The following is a 17,969-nucleotide window of genomic DNA, read 5'->3' on the forward strand; positions in this document are numbered from 1 at the left end:
CTTTTCAGCACGTTTTATAGGGTTATAGCTTAAGGTTCTTTTTTAAGAACCCCATCATCTCACCAAAATATTTGGCTCTGTGTTCGTCGTTATAAAAGCCATGCCCCTCGTCATCCATGACTAGCTGTTGAAAGGGGTAGTTGTGTTTTTTTAGTGCTTCCTCTAATGCTTCAAACTGTTCGATAGGGGCACGTTCATCATCACCACCATGAACCAGTAGTAGTTTGGCTTTGAGCTTATCAACATTATGGGTTGGAGACATAGCCTTCAACACTTGTTCATCTTCACCCAAAACCTGCTTTAAATAGCGCTCTCCTGCACGTCTGCCTTGAACATCGCCCTCTTCAAACATAAGTGGAAGGTCATAAACGCCTGCAAAGCCGATTGCACACTTAAAAAGATCTGGTTCGATAATGGCACTCTGAAGTGCTGAGTAGCCACCGAAACTTCCGCCTGCAATACAGACTCTCTCTTTATCTACTATCCCTTGCTCTATAACATATTTAGTGGCATCAATAATGTCATATTGAATATTAGTGCCCCATTTTTGATGGCCAGCATGTTCAAAATCAGCTCCGTAGCCACCAGAGCCACGAAAGTTGACTTGCAGTACGGCAGCACCTTGGCTAGCGATCAGTTGATTTTGAGGATCGAATCCCCACCAATCTCTTGGGCCATGGGGGCCGCCGTGTGGGTTAACTACAAGCGGTAAGTTTTTAGCATCTACGCCATAGGGGAGTGTCAGGTAGCCGTTGATCTCAATTCCGTCTCGGCTGGTGAACTTAACGGGCTTCACCTCAGCCATCTGATCCGGATCGAGCCATTTTTTTTCTGAGAAAAGATAGGCAAGATTGACAGCTTTGGAGTCAAATAGGTAGTAATCGCCGGGGTTTCGATCGTTAAATGCCTTAATAATCATCTTTTCAGCATCATTGGTTTGGCTGACCAAGTGTATTTGATGGCCGGGTAGGGATGCCAGTAGCTGTTTAATGTATTTAGCAGATGGGTCTTTTGGGGCGATAAACTCATATTCTGGATAACCATTTTCATACTCAACGGCATAGAGTTTTTTACTGGTTTTATTGATCCAGAAGTTGCTTGGGTCAACCACATTATCTTGACTGATTAATTTCTGTTTACCTGTTTTGATATTAAGAAGGTAGACGCCTTCAGGCTTACCGGACTCACTACCTGTGACATAGAGACTGTCTTTGTCATCACCAAAGGCGATAGGAGTTAAGTTGTTTAAGTTGTGGGTTAGCTTATCGACATTTACCCATTTGCTGTCTTGGCGGTAAAACAGCTCATAGTTGATATAATCTCTGGTGCCACTGACAAAGCGTACTTCACCGTCATTATCGGTGAGAAAGTTTGCATTTGGGATAGGGGCGCTGGCTATTTTTTTACGTTTGCCACTGTAGAGGTTAACTCGGAAAACTTTTTGAGTGTTTTCTTGCCAGTTGCTTCCCCCGTGACCCCACGGGAGTGCTTTAATTAGTATATATTTTTTATCTTCAGGGAGTGGATCTAGGATGTAAGCTGTGGCTCGCATCGGCGTGTTTTGTTTTATATGTGAACCAGTTTGTTGACCACCGCTTTTGTGGCCAAAGAGATAGATTGGTCGGGAGCCATCGGCATTGACTGCAAATAGTTCACCGTAATATAGCGGATGGTCTTGCCAGCCTTTGAGATGCTCTATCTGAAGCACAATGCGCTCATCATTAGCCCAAACATAGTCACGAACTTGTGCATTACCAGGAAAAAATACCGCATGAGTAAGTTTGTTCGTTTTTGAATCAAGAATAAGCAGTTTCTTTTTACCATCATGTTTAGTGATGGCGCTGATGTAATCACCTTCGGGCGATATCTTAACGTCAGTAAATTCAGCCCCTCGGCTGAATAGCTGTTCGGGAGTTAACTTATCTGCTGCATTGGCTTGAGACGGCAAACCAATAGCGACCAGTAGCGTGATAGTGATAGATCTTATTAATGTCATACAACTTCCTTGTAACGCCTTGTGTAAAAGTGTTAACACTTGTCTTTAGTGTTCAAGGTAAGGGAAAAGTTGTAGGGATTCAATGGGTGTTAAAAATTTAGTTGTGTGCAGGTATCAGGTAGAAGTGACGGCAAACAGCCGTCACTTATGTCACTGGCGGGTTATTTAGCTCAGTAGCAGTTGCTGCTGGATAAATACCCACTGCTCTTCAAAATGTGTGGTGGGCTTTTGTTTAAACTCACTGCGAACAAATTGAGAGATGCGCCCCTCAGCGACTGCCAGCAGTAAGTTAGCCAGTATGGCTTCATCTAGATTAAAACCTTTTCCTTCACGGAGTGTTTTTTCGCGTAGGATCTGTTTTAGATGGGTCTCAATTTTAGAAAATATCTGTCCTATTCTACTGCGGAGGCGATCATGTTCACCTAGTAGTGCATCGCCATTGAGCAGGCGTGAGATCCCTGGGTTTCGCTCGGCGAATATCAGTAGTAGTTGTAGCAGATGCTGACAGCGCTTCATGGTGTCTTTCTCTTCATCCATTATGAGGTTGATGCGTGACAGTAGCGACTCTTCAATAAAGTCGATTAATCCCTCAAACATCCTCGCTTTACTGGGAAAATGACGGTAAAGAGCGGCTTCAGATACACCGACTTCGGCTGCTAATTTTGCTGTTGTGATTCTCTGTCCTGGATTGGTTTCTAGCATAGTGGCTAGACATTGGAGTATATGTTCACGACGGTTGATCTTTGGGCTTGCAGCCATCTGTTTTTCCTTGACTCTATACAACTGGAGCTAGGTGATATCTCCGCCAGCACGGTAGATGTGTGCTCTGGCGAGGTCACTCTTATGTTTTTTAATGTAATGGAACGAGTTATTTAATCCGATCCATGAGCTTTGCTGTGTAGCTAACTGGTACCTGAGTGACCGAAGCCACCTTCACCACGCAGTGAATTATCAAATTCATCGACAAGCTTAAATTCGGCTTGTACTACAGGAACAAAGACTAATTGTGCCAGACGATCACCTATCTCTATGGTGTATGGCTTATCACCCCTGTTCCAACAAGAGACCATAAGAGGTCCTTGATAATCTGAATCGATAAGGCCGACCAGATTACCCAGTACTATGCCATGTTTATGACCTAGTCCTGAACGTGGAAGAATGACAGCAGCGAGACTTGGATCGGCAACATGGATGGATATTCCAGTTGGGATTAATCGGGTTTCACCCGGCGCAACACTAAGGCTGGTCTCAATCATGGCACGAAGATCCATGCCTGCGCTGCCTGGTGTCGCATAGGCAGGCAGAGGGTATTCAGATCCAATCCGGGAATCTAAGATTTTAACTTCAATCGGTGTCTTCATTACTTGTCGTCTTTTAAAAGGGCTAGTTGATCCGCAATTAATGTGAGTAGTTGACCTGCTAATATCTGCTTATCAGTGGTTGGCAGATCTTGCTGTCCGTTGGCCCAGATGACCTTAAGTGCATTTTGCTCAGCATTAAATCCTTGAGCTGGATTAGACACGTCATTTGCCGCAATCATATCGAGCTTTTTCCTGATAAGTTTATCTTTGGCGTAATGCTCGACATCTTTAGTCTCGGCAGCGAAACCGACCGTAAAGGGGCGCGGCTTGTGACTGGCAACCGTGGCTAAGATATCAGGATTTCTAACGAGTGCAAGTTGCATATCCTGTGCTGATTTTTTTATTTTATCTTCGGCTATCTGGTCGATTCGATAATCTGCAACGGCAGCGCAGCCGATAAAAATATCACTATTATCAACATACTGCATAACAGCATTGAGCATATCTTGAGTCGATTCCACATCGATACGCTTAACACCAGAAGGTGTTGGTAAGTGCACAGGACCTGCGATTAAGGTGACATCGGCGCCCATAGCTGCCGCGGCAGAGGCAATTGCAAATCCCATCTTTCCTGAGCTGTGGTTTGAGATGTAGCGAACAGGATCTATCGCTTCTCGAGTTGGTCCTGCGGTTAGTAAAATTGATTTCCCTTGAAGCAATTTAGGCGCAAAAAATTGTTCTACTTGCTGGGCTATCTCTAGTGGCTCTTGCATACGACCAGGGCCTACTTCACCGCACGCTTGGCTGCCTGAAGCAGGTCCCCAAATCGTTAAACCACGTTTGGTTAAGTTTGCTAGATTATCTTGGGTTGCATGATTGCGGTACATCTGCTGATTCATGGCCGGGCAGATAATCACTGGAGCCTCTGTGGCTAAACAGGTGGTGGTGATAAGTTCATCGGCCATACCTGCGTTGATACGTGCGATTAGATTAGCAGTCGCAGGGGCAACAACAACCAGATCGGCCCACCGAGCCAGTTCAATATGACCCATGGCAGCCTCTGCAGCAGGATCCAGTAGATCTGAAGCGACAGGATGTCCTGATAAGGCCTGCAAAGTCAGGGGAGTGATAAACTCTTTTGCACTTTGACTCATGAGAACCCGCACATCAAATCCGCGCTCCTTTAAGCGGCGTATAAGATCAGCTGACTTGTAGGCAGCAATTCCGCCTCCAATGGCGAGCAAGACATTTTTGGTTACCTGACTTTTATTCTGACTCTGGTTCATAACATGGCTCAATAAGAAATGTTGTTTATAGTCACAACAGAAATTGCGCTTAAGATAGCACAAAGCAATGGGTTGAGAGGATACAAGTTTCAAAAAATCAGAATATGAAAACAAAGATTAAGTTGAGTTGATTTGCAGTAAACAGAACCTTCTAAGTATGAGAGTGCAAGTTTTGTAATCTAAGCCATACTCAGGGATTAGTCACACTGGGAGGTCGTGATGGGAATTAAAGACTGGCCAGAAGGTGAAGGTCCTAGGGATAGATTGATCAAGTTTGGCGTGTCACAACTGTCTGATGCTGAAGTTTTAGCTGTACTCCTCAGAAATGGCTCACAGGGATTAAATGCTGTTGAGCTGGCAAGAAACCTAATCAATGAGTTTGGTGGCCTTAGAGAGGTGCTAGTGGCCTCGCAATCTCAAGTTTGTCGTTTATCTGGAATGGGACCTGTAAAATTTGCTCAACTGCGCGCGGCAGCAGAGTTAAGTAGTCGAGTTTCTGCGCAAAATTTAAAAAGAGGCAAAATATTGAGTGATCCTGATTTAACTCGGGACTATTTAATGAGACAATTGCGTGATCGTGCCTATGAAGTCTTTGCAATTTTATTACTGGATAGCCAGCACAGGGTGATTCAGTTTGTTGAACTATTTCGTGGCACCATAGACTCAGCTTCGGTATATCCTCGTGATGTAGTTGGCTTAGTACTAGAAAAAAAGGCCGCGGCTGTGATTGTCTGCCACAACCATCCATCAGGAGTTGCGGAGCCAAGTCAAGCCGATAGGCGAATTACTGAGCGATTGAAATGTGCGCTCGCAACCATAGATGTTTCCTTGTTAGACCATATGGTTGTAGGCGATCGCGAGATAGTTTCATTTGCAGAGCGGGGATGGATAGATTAACTATCCCTTGATCTTTATTTTTAGATCCTGTATAAAATGCGCCCTCTGTTGTGTGCCTCAGGCGACGGCCATATTCGAGGTACATTAATGCTCGAGCGTTATATATATTGTTTTGGAGAAGTTTGACATGTCAAGAGTATGCCAAGTAACTGGCAAGAAACCAATGGTTGGTAACAACCGCTCACACGCGAAAAACGCGACACGTCGTCGTTTTTTACCTAACCTACAAAACCACCGTTTTTGGTTAGAAGGTGAAAAGCGTTTCGTTAAGCTACGTATCTCTACTAAAGGTATGCGTATCATCGATAAGAAAGGTATTGAAGTTGTTGTTGCTGAACTTCGTGCCCGTGGCGAGAAGGTATAATAAACCATGGCTAAATCTAAAGGTAATCGTGAGAAGATCAAGCTAGTTTCTAGCGCTAAAACTGGTCATTTCTACACCACTGAAAAGAACAAGCGTAACATGCCTGAAAAGATGGAGATCAAGAAGTTTGATCCAGTTATCCGTCAGCACGTTATGTACAAAGAAGCTAAAATCAAGTAATTGCTTGATAGCTAGTTTTCTTAAAAAGCCCCTTATAAAGGGGCTTTTTTTTGCCTGAAATTTCTACTTTTACTTACTACCTTTTGTGAAAAAATATTCAGTTTAGTGGTATACCGCTCTATTGCTACTAGCCTCCTATTAAACTCACTCTTCAAGTTATTTATTTAAATGCTTGAAGTGACAATAAATGCTGTTAAAGTGAATTAAAATGCAATATTATCGATTTGTTATTACAGTAGCTAGCTGTAAGCCGATTAATGATGACTTAAGTGAGATATTAGTGTGCGTACCACAGAACTTGTTGAAGGATTTCGTCACTCAGCCTCCTATGTGAATGCTCATAGGGGAAAGACTTTTGTTGTGATGTTAGGGGGAGAAGCTTTGGCTCAAAGCCAGTTTCGTTCGATCATTAATGACATTGCACTTTTGCACAGCTTAGGGATTAAGATGGTGCTCGTTCATGGTGCTCGTCCGCAGATTGATGAGGCCTTGGCTGAACGAGCGATAACTCCTGAGTATTACAATGGTGTTCGCATTACTGAAGAGGAGGCTTTTAAGGTCATTAAGCAAGTTGTTGGAGGCTTGCAACTCGATATCACAGCGCGACTTTCCATGAGCCTGAGCAACACACCTATGCAAGGGGCACAGATTAACGTGGTCAGCGGTAATTTTGTTATCGCACAACCTTTGGGAGTTGATGATGGTGTCGATTACTGCTTGAGTGGCAAGGTGAGGCGTATCGATGTTCAGGGTTTGAAGGCCCAGCTCGACAATAAAGGTATCGTGCTCTTAGGTCCTATTGCAGCTTCCGTGACGGGAGAGAGTTTTAACCTCACCGCCGAGGAGGTGGCGACTCAGATTGCAGTGAAACTTAAGGCAGATAAGATGATCGGCTTTAGTTCTCAAAAAGGGATACTAGATAGCACTGGAGAGGTGTTGGCCGAGTTAATGCCAAATGAAGCACAATCTATCTTAAATCATATTGATGGTGAAGTCGGTGTTTGTGTCGGCACTAAAGCTTTCTTAAAAGCCAGTATAGATGCATGTCGCAATGGGGTCTCTCGGTGTCACTTTGTGAGCTATTTAGATGATGGCTCTTTGCTGCAAGAGCTTTTCTCCAGAGATGGGATCGGTACTCAAATCGTGACTGAAAGTGCTGAGAGGCTACGTAGGGCGAGTATCGGTGATATTGGTGGCATACTCGATCTTATCCGTCCGCTTGAGGAGAAGGGGATCTTAGTGCGCCGCTCCCGTGAACAGCTTGAGATGGAGATTGAGCAGTTCATGTTGATTGAGCGTGATGGCTTGGTGATTGGTTGTGCGGCTTTCTATCCCTTTGAAGAGGACAGTGCAGGCGAGTTCGCTTGTTTAGTGGTTCATCCTGAGTACCGTGACGCTGACAGAGGAAGTCTGTTACTGAAGAACATCATAGGTCAAGCCAGAGTACGTGGCTATACCCGTCTGTTTGCCTTAACGACCCGCAGTATCCATTGGTTCTTAGAGCATGGTTTTGAAATTGTTGAGGTGGATGAGCTACCCGATAAGAAGAAGCAGCTGTATAACTATCAACGTAAGTCTAAAATTTTGGCTTTAGGGCTTTAGGGCTTTAGGGCTTTAAGCAGAGCTTGTTAATTGGCGAGATTAGATAGCTTCTCGCCATTGATTAAAATTTTTCGGTAACCAATACTAATGATCTGCTCTTTTTCTAACTCGACAAGCAGTTTATTGGCGGTCTGACGTGAGAGATTGAGAAAAGAAGCAAGATGCTCCTGGGTGACATCGACCTGCAACCATCCAGGTTTTTCATCCATTGGGGTGGCACTAATTTGAGCTAAAATTTGGACTAACATTCTGACTCTGGCTGTTAGTGAGTGGAGGCTGACAAATTCAGTCCAGCTCATTAATAGTTTGAACTGTCTGTTTATCTCTGTCATCACCTTTGGATATAGGGCGGGATTGTTTTCGCAGAGCTTGCGGATCACAGCGCCTGGCACTGAGATCACCTCAGATTTTGCCGTGGCGACCCAGTCGTGGGAGAGTGCTTGATTGTCGAAACAGGAGATCCAGCCAACCCAACGTTGGGGGCCAATTGGAGGAAATCTTACCTCCTTGCCATCTAAGCTGGTTGCAACAATATTTAAGCTGCCATTGATAACAAATCTAACTTGATCTCCCACATCTTCCCTATGGGCTATAACTGTCTCATTTTTATATTTATTAGTCTTTAATTGGCTCAGAATGTAGTCTATTTCATCCTGATTACAGACACTAAAAACCCCGGAGTAGGCTAGAAAACTAGTTAACTCCTCTTGGCTATATTTTCTCAAAGATTGTCTATTTGGCGACAATTGCCCCTCTCTTTATCGTCTAGGTTAATACTCTAAATCTATTTACGGAACTGAAACATCTCTGTTTCATCTCCGATGGGGAGAAAGATGACTTACAAGATCGCTAATATAATAAACACGCAACGCCTTAAATGGGTATCTGTTTTTTTACTCGCCGGTGCAAGCATGAATATTCAAGCTAAACCACTGGATTATGAGAAGCCAACTGCTGATATCGAGGGGCCTAGATCTTGCTTCTGGAACCGCGGTCCCTTTAGTGCCGATCCCTATATTAACGTAGCTTACCCTGATGCCAATGTCTTCTATTGGGCGGCAACGTTTACTATTCCTAAAGGGGCTAAGCTAGAGGTTGATGGTGAGTTTGCTCATGCAAGATACCAATCTTTAATCAGTTACGATGAGCGTGGAAGACCGCAAGATTCTGTGGCCGATTACCTTATTGCCCCTAAGCTCAATAACACTAACCCTTACCAAGCTGGTGCAGACAGGCAGGCTGAAGAGCGAAGTTACAGCATCGCCGTTCAAACGGGAATGCCACCACAAATTGAGCGCGGCGTGATGCAGCGTAATACGGTTCGTACCGATATCTATGCGCCGAGCTATCGAAAAGATCAGCAGCTGTTAATCTATCGGATCTATCTGCCTGATGAGAAGGCCTCAATAACTGGTGGCGTGCCTCTACCAGAGCCTGTATTGACCCTAAGTGATGGTAAAAGGCTACGTGGTGGTGATGCATGCGCGGCACTAAAAACTGGTCAACAGCTTAAAATTGACCCTAACGCACTAAATATCAGCGCCGAGAAATACGTGGCTCTTAGAGATCAAGCAGATAAACCAGCTACTTGGCCTGCAACTAATCCATCTTCTTGGTATATCCAATATGATCGAGAGTTTCTGCTCTCTATGTACTCAGGTGAAAAGGTGAAGATGGGACGACGTTCTGAAGGGGGGTTCTACCCCAACTTAGATAACAACTATATTCGTACCATAGTGAATCGAAAGTTCGGCAAGGTATTAGTCCTTCGCGCCAAGATGCCCAATATCAGTAAGTCATTTTATGGGGAGCGTAAACATGCTGATGCCGATCTGCGTTACTGGTCTATCTGCTCGAATCAAAGTTTCGCCAATACCCGAGTGACAGACTGCCTATTCGATGAAGAGGTCCCTTTGGATAAAAACGGTTACTACACGATAGTGGTGTCTCGAGAGGAAGATCGTCCTCGAAATGCTAAGAGGCAGTGTGGTGTCGCTTGGCTGGAGATGGCTGAAGATGGTGATGGTCTAGGTGATGAGGATATGGCGGTAGTGCAGATCCGTAACTTACTTGCCTCGCCCGATTTCCCCCATGCTATACAGAAAATATTGAAACCGGGTGATGAGAAAGCTGTGATGCAGGAGTATTTTCCTAAATCTCATTACATGATGCCCTCTATGTTTGAGGCGGTATTTCCCTGTATTTAACGGGTATGGCTCACTGGGGAGAGTGAGCCAATTTTCAGATGGGGTTTAGTTGTATTCATCTGCGTATTCCAATAACGATTAAAAATAGAAGAAAGAGAGTGGATTATGCGAGTAACTATGCGATTAACATTGTTATCGAAATTGATTGTTGGTGCCTTGATTGGAGCCCCTTTGGTGTCATATGCAAATGATGAGACAAGCGCAAGTGATGTAGGTGAAAGACAGCTTGAGGTGATCACTGTCACGGCGCAAAAGCGTACTCAGAGTGTCAAAGAGGTGCCTCTCTCAGTGGCTACGGTCAATAGAGAGGCGATAGAGGATATGAATATTAGCAACACCGAGGAGCTATCTAGCCGTATTGGTAACTTCAGTGTGAGTCAATCAGGTCAGGGATTTAATATTTATATGCGTGGTCTGGGCTCCGGGCCAAACCAAGGGTTTGAGCAGACCGTAGGAACCTATGTTGATGGGATCTACCGTGGTCGAGGACACTTGATGCGTAGCACCTTTCTCGACCTTGAGATGGTGGAGGTTCTCAGGGGGCCTCAAGGAACCCTGTTTGGTATGAATACCACAGCAGGGGCACTTAATTTGACCACTGCGGCGCCGACCGATTACTTCAGCGGTTACCTTAATGGTAACTATGATATGACGGATCAGGGGTTAACATTTGAGGGAGCGGTTTCTGGCCCTTTAGCCGACAATTTTCAGGCGCGTTTTGCATTTAGAGCGGTAGACAGTGACGGCTATATGACCAATAGCGTGACAGAGCAAAATGAAGTACAACATGAAACATTGTTGGGGCGGTTATCTTTAGCTTGGCAGCCAACAGATAGACTAAGTATCGATCTTAAGTTACAAGAAGACAAAGATGAGTTTGTTGGTGACAGTAATACCAAAGGCATATTAGAGCCAGCTCTGGCTGCAGCTAACCCAGCGCTCGCTGCGAGTTTAGGTGATTATGGTGTTAGCCTGACATCGGCAAAAACAACACCGAGTTTAGTTGAGGTTGAAGGGGGGGAGTTTACGGCAAGTCATCAAACCTTAAAGATAGAGTATGAACTTGATGAGCACACGTTAACGGCTATCAGTGGTTGGCAATCCTATCAGGTAGACACCTCAAATGATGGTGATAGAACCCCACGGCCCTTACTGTTTCGTAGTGTCAGTGATGAAGAGTATGACCAATTTAGCCAAGAGCTTCGTTTAGCATCACAGGGGGGAGAGACGTTTGATTATATTCTTGGAGCCTATTACCAAGACTCTGAGCTTAACTATGATGAACACTTTCTAGCCTATGCACTGCAGTTTGATGGTGTGCGACAGTTCGGGACCGACTCTGAGGTGATGAGTGTGTTTGGCAAGTTTGACTGGCAGTTAGATGATAACTGGAGTGCAAGCTTGGGGCTTAGGTATACCCATGAGGAGAAAGAGGGAGCGCGGGATCTAACCTTGGTGGATCTGGTATCTGGTGAGCCTATCTCCCAAGTGCCCTTTATTAGCCCCCCTGCACTTAAACCCGCGTTGGAGCAATTTGGGCTTCCCGCTATCCCAGGTTCAGTTTACAGCTTGATGTTAGGCGCAGATTATCCCTATTTAGATCCTCTTTTACTTGGCAGCAATACACAAAATATCGCTAACCCCATCTATCGAACTGGAGCGGATCATAGTATTCGAGCCGAGCGAACTGAGGAGAGTTTCACACCTGCCCTTTCAGTAAGGTATCAACTGGAGGATGCGATGTTTTATGCTAGTGTCGCTAAGGGGGCTAAGTCTGGTGGTTTTGATGCCAGAGCGAATCTTCCCGAGAACTTCGAGTTTGATGATGAATCTGTTTTGTCCTATGAGATCGGCAGTAAGCTGACCTTAGATGGTGGCGCTGCAGATCTTAATTTAGCTGTGTTTTATATGGAGTTTAGCGATCTACAAACCTCAACATTTGATGGCAATACAGGCTTTTTTGTGGAAAACGGCGCTAAGGCAACTTCATATGGTTTAGAGCTAGATGGTCGATGGGCATTTGCTGATGATTGGATGTGGTCTGGTAGTTTAGGTTTACTCGATTTTAGCTGGGATGAGTTTAGTGGAGCAAAATGCTTTACCAGTTTAAGTTACTCCTCAACTAATATTGAGGCTAATGGCAGCTCTTGTGATCTCTCGGGCCAACCCAATGCGCTGTCACCTAAGGTGTCGGGCAGTACCTGGCTTGAGTACCGTAGTGAGCTGAGCAGTGATTATGATATTAGAGTGATGGCTGAGACAGTGTTTAAATCCAGTTACTTTACCAATGCCGATCTCAACCCATTCACTGAGCAGGAGGCGTTTGTTAAATACAATGCACAAATCGCCTTGATCAATACTAATTCTGATTGGCAGCTAGGTTTAATATTAAAAAATCTGTCTGATGAGATCACGATCAACAGCTCCTATGATATGCCGTTTACTCCTGGTGGCTACGTGGTTTACACCGAACCTGGACGAACAGCGACTCTGCAGTTTAGCTATAAGTTTGATTAATCTCTGTGCTGTATTTAAGACAAAGCCCCATTATGGGGCTTTGTCTTTATCATAATCTTACTGTTTAATAGGTTTTCTTTTGTAAAACATATCAATAGTAAAGATGATTAAGGCACTCCAGATAAACCCAAAGGTGATCCCTTTCTCAAGGTCGAATGGCTCATTATAGAGAGTGATGGCCATGATAAACATGATACTTGGGCCAATATACTGGAAGAAGCCCAGCATAGATAGAGGGATCCTTACCGCCGCGGCTGCGAAGCACAGTAACGGGATAGTGGTGACCACTCCAGCTGCCATCAATAGCAGGTTGAGGGATAACTCATTACTCATCAAGTTCGTCATAGAGTCACCAAAGTTAGCAAAAAGGTAGAGTAGGGCGATGGGGAATAGAATCGCAGTTTCCACTAACAGTCCTGTTTTTGCATCCACATTAACCTTCTTCCTTAATAATCCATATAAGCCAAAGGAGCTAGCAAGTCCAAGTGAAACAAGGGGAATAGAGCCAAATGAGATCAATTGAACTAAGACACCTGTGCCAGCTAAAATAACCGCCAGCCATTGGAGCTTACGCAAGCGCTCGCTCAGAAATACCATGCCCAGCATGACATTGACCAAGGGATTGATGAAATAGCCTAAACTCGCATCCAGCATATGGTCGTTGTTAACCGCCCAGATAAAGAGTAACCAGTTACCAGCAATAAGCACCGAGGTGAGGGTGAGCACCATTAGCTGCTTGGGGCGTTTAAGTACCTGTCTCAGTCTAGAAAAACCACCAAACATCATCATGAGTAGGGTGACAAAAATAAAAGACCAGATCACCCGATGGATCAATATCTCAGTAGCTGATACCTGATCGAGAAGTTTAAAATAGAGGGGAGCAAAACCCCAAAGGGTGTATGCGCATATGGCGGATGCGATACCTTTGTTTTGTTCTGAACTAAGCATTAATCAAGTTACAAAAGGAGAGAGGCCGCTATTGTATGCCTCATAACCAGTGGGCTCAAGTTCAGTCTTGATTCGACGAGTGTCAGCTGTTTGTGACAGCAGGAAAGTTAAACTTACATTTTATTTAACCGACCATGTAAGTGCCTGTTCCAAAAGCAATATGATCGCCATTTTCATTATGAAGCTCCATTCGACAAACAGAAACACGGTTGCCTGCACGTATCACAGTCCCGGTACCGGTAAATATTGTTCCTCTTCCGGGACGTAAATAGTCAATTCTAAGATCTATGGTGCCTAAGGTTTGCAGTCGGGTCTGTAGATCTTCAATACTCCAATCATCACGGCTGGCGACTAGGCCTGAAAAGGCGGTGAGCCCACCGACAACATCCAACACTGTGGCTGTAACCCCACCATGTAAGATCTGCTGGTGAATATTACCTATCAGCTCAGGTTTCATATTCACCACTGCCTCAACCCCATCAAGGTCGTATCGTTTAATATCCATGCCCAGCAGATTGTGAAAGGGAACCTGCTTATCAAAAACCTCTGCAACTCGCTGTAGGATCTCGTATTGAATCGGTGTTGTCATGGAGATTACATTCCCTGTTGTCGATTATTAGAGCAATTAATCTATCCCTTATCTAGGTTATTAAGCAAGCAAAAATCGCAAAATACATGAGTGATTAATTAGAACATCTCAATAAAATCAGGTTAATAAGGTGTGTTTATTCAGCTAATGGCTCGAAGTATCCAGTAGAAAAATCAGCAGATAATGAGGCGTAATAGACAAGCAATTTACTCAGTTTGGTATTAGAATAGTCAGCCCAATTTCTGACTCTGAAGCCCAATGGAACAAGTGATAGACGAACCTCAATTAGATCCACTCTCATTAAGTCTGCAGTCTGTTTTCGGCTACCGGACATTCAGAGATGGACAGAAAGAGGTGATAGAGCAGAGCTGTTCTGGCTATGACTGTTTGGTGATCATGCCCACTGGTGGGGGGAAGAGTCTCTGTTATCAATTGCCAGCTTTGCAGCTGCCAGGGTTAACCCTTGTGGTGTCTCCGCTTATCTCCTTGATGAAAGATCAAGTGGATAGCTTGATACAGATGGGAGTGAGCGCGGCTTATCTGAACTCCTCACAGCCAAGAGAGGAGAGTGCTAGGATTTTACAACAGATGCACAGTGGTGAGCTTAAACTACTCTATGTATCACCAGAGCGTTTGTTACAGGGACATTTTATCGATAGGCTTCATGAACTGAACCTCTCCCTTTTTGCTATCGATGAAGCCCACTGTATCTCACAGTGGGGTCATGACTTCAGACCTGAATATGCCGCCTTGGGTAAGCTCAGAGAAGTTTTTCCGCATGTGCCAATTATGGCGTTAACAGCAACTGCAGATCAGGCAACCCGAAAAGATATCTGTGACAGGCTAACCATTACCCCATATTCATTGTTAACCAGCTTTGATCGCCCCAATATTCGCTACACGGTGGCGGAAAAACTCAATGCTGCTAACCAGCTGCGTCAGTTTATTGCAGCGCAAAACGGTAATAGCGGCATTATCTATTGCAGTAGCCGTCGACGTGTCGATGAGGTGGCCGAACGCCTTAGACTTCAAGGTCATAATGCCGAGGCTTATCATGCTGGCAAAACCCAAGAGGAGCGGGCTGATGTTCAGGATCGATTCCTGAAAGATCAACTCGATATTGTGGTGGCGACCGTCGCTTTTGGTATGGGGATCAATAAATCGAATGTGCGTTATGTTGTGCATTACGATATTCCTAAAAGTGTTGAGTCTTACTATCAGGAGACTGGTCGAGCTGGACGAGATGGATTGGAGTCTGAGGCGCTACTGCTGTTTGATCCTGCCGATATTGGCCGAGTACGACATCTTATCGAGCAATCAGAACCAGGTCCTCAGCAGCAGGTCGAGTTTCATAAACTCAATACCATGGCGGCATTTGCCGAGGCACAAACTTGTCGACGTCAGGTGTTACTGCACTATTTTGATGAGAGTGCTCTAGAGCCTTGTGGCAACTGTGATATCTGCTTGGATCCACCGAAAAAGTACAATGGCATTCAAGATGCTCAGAAGGTGTTGTCCTGTATCTATCGCTTAGATCAACGCTTTGGTATTAATCACCTGATTGAGGTACTTAGAGGGTCTAAAGCTGCAACAGTGTTGGAGCGAGGTCATGACAAGTTATCAACTTGGGGGATCGGCAAAGATAAGAGCCATGAGTATTGGTTGAGTATCATACGTCAGATCATTCACCTTGGCTTTGCCAGTCAGGATATTACCCGCGGCTCCTCCGTTAAACTGAATCCATCGGCGCGTTCTGTGTTAAAGGGTGAGGTGGAGTTGCTGCTTGCGGAGCCAAGAATGGTACTGCAAAGCACCACTAAGCGTCGAGGCAGTAGCACGCGAGCGCCACTTAACTACGATCGTAAACTGTTTGCTCGACTTAAGCAGTTAAGACGCAAATTAGCTGAAGAGTTAGATGTGCCCCCCTATCTGGTATTTAACGATGCGACTTTAGCTGAGATGGCGGCCATACTCCCTACGAGCTCTGGGGAGATGTTGGCCGTAAATGGAGTTGGCGAGCGTAAGTTGACCCGTTTTGGTGATGAGTTTCTTGATGAGATAAGCAACTATTTAACCAATAGTTAGTTATCTCAACAGTAGACCATTGGTCTTATACTGATCGGTATTATTCCGCCGCAACTTTATGTTGCTTACTATGCCTTAGCTGCTGGATGTTAGCGCGTTTAACTAGGGAGCTAAGGCTGTCCTGCTGCTGCATCTTTGAGTAACCAATTTGGCACTTTTTATCATGTAGTAAAGGTGTCATCAGCTCTTTTATCTGCTCTATAACCTTTAACGTTCCCTTCTCTTTGGTATAGGGCAGGAGTAACACTATCTCCTCATCACTGTAATTGAGCATAACATCCTGCTCTCTAAGTAACTTCTCAAGTTGGGAATTGAGTATGGGGAGATCGTCACGATAAACCTGCAAGGTTTTTATCAAGATAAGGCTCAAGGGGAATCCACCTAGCTTACTGTTACTTAGTAGTCGCTCTATCTCCTGCTCTTTGGTGTTTGGCTCAGGTGTCGCGATTATTCGCTTAGCTTGCTGTTTCGTTTTAAATATTATGAAGCTAAATAGCAGAGCGAGAAATAGCAGAGTAAGTAGAATTAGATAGCCAGATTTAACTCCAAACCCCTGATTTACTGATGCAATACTTCTATCTGTTTCTGATTTAAACAGTTGGTTTTGTTTGCTTAGTTTAGTGTTTAGCTGCAGTAGTCGTGTATCTTTAATGAAGTTATAGGCGTTTTCAGCCTGATTAAAACGCATGATTTGATATTTTAGCGCTAGTTTGTAATTTTGATTTTTTTCATAGTGCTGACTTAAAATCTCATAGCAGATCACCAACTCATCGTAGCGTGATGTGCGAACGCCCAGTGCTATCGTGTTTTCCATTAAGGCTAATGCCTTGTCAGTCATACCATGAGCAAGTAGCACTTCTGCCAGTTGCCTTTGTGTACGAATTATCTCTAGCGATTTATTCTCTTTCTTAAAGGTATTTAAACTGATCTCCAAAAGTTGAATTGCTCTGCGTAAATTACCGCGAAGGTATTCAAGTTGGGCCATCTGAGTGTAGCTTTGAGCCAGTTCAAAGGCGCTGCCGAGCTCTGGTAACTGATTTTTTGCGTTGAGGATTAAGGTGTCGCTGGTTGGCAAGTTATTGAGTTGTGCCATATTGGCTAACTGAGTGATGACTAATGCTTTAACCTTTCCCTTAAGTGGCTCTGAACTTAGTGCATTTTCAATCACAGTGTAGGCTTGCTTAAACTCACCTCTCTTAGCTAGCAGTTGACTTAATGATAACTGCACATGGGCCAATGGTGGCCAGCTCCAATTAAGCGCTTGATTTGCGAGCTCTGGGAAGATATCTATCGCTAAACGCAGATCTTCTGAAGCGTTACCATAACTGTCAATTTGGGTATCTATGATCCCCCTTATTCGCAGCCCATTAATAAGAGATTGTGCTTGTTTGAGTTCACGGGAGAGTTCAATGGAGTTATCGAGAAGGGGGAGCGCTTGTCGGTAATCACCAAAATTAGTAAATGCGCCTGCCATACAGTTGAGAAAGTAGGGCCGTGCCGATTCTAGCTGGAGGACTTTAGCCTTAGCTTCGCCCATTCTAGCGATATTGATTGCGGCTTGATTTTCACCGAGTTGAAGATAGGTTTCACAGCGTAATAGAGAGAGTCGCAGCTTTTCGGTTTCGGATAACTTAATAGGGGAGCTGATGTTGTCGAGTTTGTTGATCTCCTCAAGCGCCCTGCTCGGGTACTCGTAGAGCAAGGTATTAATATTATCGAGGCGGTCCATAGTATCAGCCCATACTGGTGCAGACCAGAATAGCAGGCACACTACTATGAGGCGAAAATCCATTTATAAAAGTTCCAATTAACAGTTCAACACGTTGAATCACGCATTATAACGAATTATGCCTCTATGTTGTATTAAAAATCAGCAAGGCGTGATGTTTGTATGAATGCTTAGTTAGGCTAGTTGCAAGAGGAGCTCAAAATGTAACAACTGAAGTTTAGGAAGTAACCTAGTTCATTTAAAGATGCAGAACAGAGTTTTTCTGGTC

Annotated in this window: 15 protein-coding genes; 7 read left to right on the forward strand and 8 right to left on the reverse strand. The window is 44.4% G+C overall.

From position 1 onward, the window contains the following. Positions 1–22 precede the first annotated feature (22 nt). The 4 genes from K0625_RS18930 to coaBC all read right to left on the reverse strand — a co-directional run bounded on the left by K0625_RS18930 (position 23) and on the right by coaBC (position 4,583). The gene (locus tag K0625_RS18930) at positions 23–1,996 is read right to left on the reverse strand and encodes an alpha/beta hydrolase family protein (protein WP_220111115.1); all 1,974 of its coding nucleotides are present in this window, start codon (positions 1,994–1,996) and stop codon (positions 23–25) included. Between the two features lie 165 nt (positions 1,997–2,161). Beyond that, on the reverse strand, positions 2,162–2,755 hold the full coding sequence (slmA, locus tag K0625_RS18935; RefSeq protein WP_220111116.1) for a nucleoid occlusion factor SlmA: 594 nt from the start codon (positions 2,753–2,755) through the stop codon (positions 2,162–2,164). Between the two features lie 143 nt (positions 2,756–2,898). Next, on the reverse strand, positions 2,899–3,357 hold the full coding sequence (dut, locus tag K0625_RS18940; RefSeq protein WP_012327138.1) for a dUTP diphosphatase: 459 nt from the start codon (positions 3,355–3,357) through the stop codon (positions 2,899–2,901). Beyond that, the gene (gene coaBC, locus K0625_RS18945; RefSeq protein WP_220111117.1) at positions 3,357–4,583 is read right to left on the reverse strand and encodes a bifunctional phosphopantothenoylcysteine decarboxylase/phosphopantothenate--cysteine ligase CoaBC; all 1,227 of its coding nucleotides are present in this window, start codon (positions 4,581–4,583) and stop codon (positions 3,357–3,359) included. Before coaBC ends, dut begins: the two co-directional genes overlap by 1 nt. Before the next feature lie 219 nt (positions 4,584–4,802). Between coaBC and radC the strand changes: the two genes are divergently transcribed. The 4 genes from radC to argA all read left to right on the forward strand — a co-directional run bounded on the left by radC (position 4,803) and on the right by argA (position 7,626). Next, entirely contained in the window at positions 4,803–5,480 is a 678-nt protein-coding gene (gene radC / locus K0625_RS18950; RefSeq protein WP_220111118.1) for a RadC family protein, read from the forward strand. Positions 5,481–5,607: 127 nt separating this feature from the next. Beyond that, complete coding sequence (gene rpmB / locus K0625_RS18955; RefSeq protein WP_012327135.1) at positions 5,608–5,844, forward strand: 50S ribosomal protein L28; 237 nt, start codon at positions 5,608–5,610, stop codon at positions 5,842–5,844. A 6-nt stretch (positions 5,845–5,850) separates the two neighbouring features. Then, entirely contained in the window at positions 5,851–6,024 is a 174-nt protein-coding gene (gene rpmG, locus K0625_RS18960) for a 50S ribosomal protein L33 (RefSeq protein WP_011494790.1), read from the forward strand. Positions 6,025–6,306: 282 nt separating this feature from the next. Beyond that, positions 6,307–7,626, forward strand: coding sequence for an amino-acid N-acetyltransferase (gene argA / locus K0625_RS18965; protein WP_220111119.1), 1,320 nt, complete (start codon positions 6,307–6,309; stop codon positions 7,624–7,626). Positions 7,627–7,652: 26 nt separating this feature from the next. Here the strand turns inward: argA and K0625_RS18970 are convergent, their stop codons facing one another. Continuing rightward, positions 7,653–8,372: a Crp/Fnr family transcriptional regulator gene (locus tag K0625_RS18970; RefSeq protein ID WP_220111120.1), complete on the reverse strand. Its 720-nt coding sequence runs from the start codon at positions 8,370–8,372 to the stop codon at positions 7,653–7,655. A gap of 87 nt (positions 8,373–8,459) precedes the next feature. On the opposite strand from K0625_RS18970, the gene K0625_RS18975 reads away from it, so the two are divergent. Together K0625_RS18975 and K0625_RS18980 are read left to right on the forward strand one after the other, a co-directional pair. Then, positions 8,460–9,833 carry a hypothetical protein gene (locus K0625_RS18975; protein WP_220111121.1) on the forward strand — a complete coding sequence of 458 codons (1,374 nt, stop codon included), beginning with the start codon at positions 8,460–8,462 and terminating at the stop codon, positions 9,831–9,833. Positions 9,834–9,950: 117 nt separating this feature from the next. Beyond that, on the forward strand, positions 9,951–12,350 hold the full coding sequence (locus K0625_RS18980; RefSeq protein ID WP_220111122.1) for a TonB-dependent receptor: 2,400 nt from the start codon (positions 9,951–9,953) through the stop codon (positions 12,348–12,350). Between the two features lie 57 nt (positions 12,351–12,407). Here the strand turns inward: K0625_RS18980 and rarD are convergent, their stop codons facing one another. Both rarD and K0625_RS18990 read right to left on the reverse strand, forming a co-directional pair. Then, positions 12,408–13,298 carry an EamA family transporter RarD gene (gene rarD / locus K0625_RS18985; RefSeq protein WP_012327130.1) on the reverse strand — a complete coding sequence of 297 codons (891 nt, stop codon included), beginning with the start codon at positions 13,296–13,298 and terminating at the stop codon, positions 12,408–12,410. Between the two features lie 124 nt (positions 13,299–13,422). Continuing rightward, a complete protein-coding gene (locus K0625_RS18990; RefSeq protein WP_012327129.1) occupies positions 13,423–13,887 on the reverse strand; it encodes a thioesterase family protein in 465 nt (154 codons plus the stop codon). 258 nt (positions 13,888–14,145) lie between these two features. Here K0625_RS18990 and recQ point away from each other — a divergent pair, with 258 nt between their 5' ends. Continuing rightward, the gene (gene recQ / locus K0625_RS18995) at positions 14,146–15,972 is read left to right on the forward strand and encodes a DNA helicase RecQ (RefSeq protein ID WP_220111123.1); all 1,827 of its coding nucleotides are present in this window, start codon (positions 14,146–14,148) and stop codon (positions 15,970–15,972) included. A gap of 40 nt (positions 15,973–16,012) precedes the next feature. Here recQ and K0625_RS19000 read toward each other — a convergent pair whose 3' ends face one another. After that, on the reverse strand, positions 16,013–17,701 hold the full coding sequence (locus tag K0625_RS19000; RefSeq protein WP_232847173.1) for a tetratricopeptide repeat protein: 1,689 nt from the start codon (positions 17,699–17,701) through the stop codon (positions 16,013–16,015). Between the last annotated feature and the right edge of the window lie 268 nt (positions 17,702–17,969).

The organism is Shewanella nanhaiensis, assembly GCF_019457885.1.
In the GTDB taxonomy this organism is placed as follows: Bacteria; Pseudomonadota; Gammaproteobacteria; order Enterobacterales; family Shewanellaceae; genus Shewanella; species Shewanella nanhaiensis.

Bases quoted from the DNA above. Each gene is read 5' to 3' on its own strand.
- K0625_RS18930 (WP_220111115.1), bottom strand. From the start codon at position 1,996: ATGACATTAATAAGATCTATCACTATCACGCTACTGGTCGCTATTGGT.
- slmA (WP_220111116.1), bottom strand. From the start codon at position 2,755: ATGGCTGCAAGCCCAAAGATCAACCGTCGTGAACATATACTCCAATGT.
- dut (WP_012327138.1), bottom strand. From the start codon at position 3,357: ATGAAGACACCGATTGAAGTTAAAATCTTAGATTCCCGGATTGGATCT.
- coaBC (WP_220111117.1), bottom strand. From the start codon at position 4,583: ATGAACCAGAGTCAGAATAAAAGTCAGGTAACCAAAAATGTCTTGCTC.
- radC (WP_220111118.1), top strand. From the start codon at position 4,803: ATGGGAATTAAAGACTGGCCAGAAGGTGAAGGTCCTAGGGATAGATTG.
- rpmB (WP_012327135.1), top strand. From the start codon at position 5,608: ATGTCAAGAGTATGCCAAGTAACTGGCAAGAAACCAATGGTTGGTAAC.
- rpmG (WP_011494790.1), top strand. From the start codon at position 5,851: ATGGCTAAATCTAAAGGTAATCGTGAGAAGATCAAGCTAGTTTCTAGC.
- K0625_RS18975 (WP_220111121.1), top strand. From the start codon at position 8,460: ATGACTTACAAGATCGCTAATATAATAAACACGCAACGCCTTAAATGG.
- K0625_RS18980 (WP_220111122.1), top strand. From the start codon at position 9,951: ATGCGATTAACATTGTTATCGAAATTGATTGTTGGTGCCTTGATTGGA.
- rarD (WP_012327130.1), bottom strand. From the start codon at position 13,298: ATGCTTAGTTCAGAACAAAACAAAGGTATCGCATCCGCCATATGCGCA.
- K0625_RS18990 (WP_012327129.1), bottom strand. From the start codon at position 13,887: ATGACAACACCGATTCAATACGAGATCCTACAGCGAGTTGCAGAGGTT.
- recQ (WP_220111123.1), top strand. From the start codon at position 14,146: ATGGAACAAGTGATAGACGAACCTCAATTAGATCCACTCTCATTAAGT.
- K0625_RS19000 (WP_232847173.1), bottom strand. From the start codon at position 17,701: ATGGACCGCCTCGATAATATTAATACCTTGCTCTACGAGTACCCGAGC.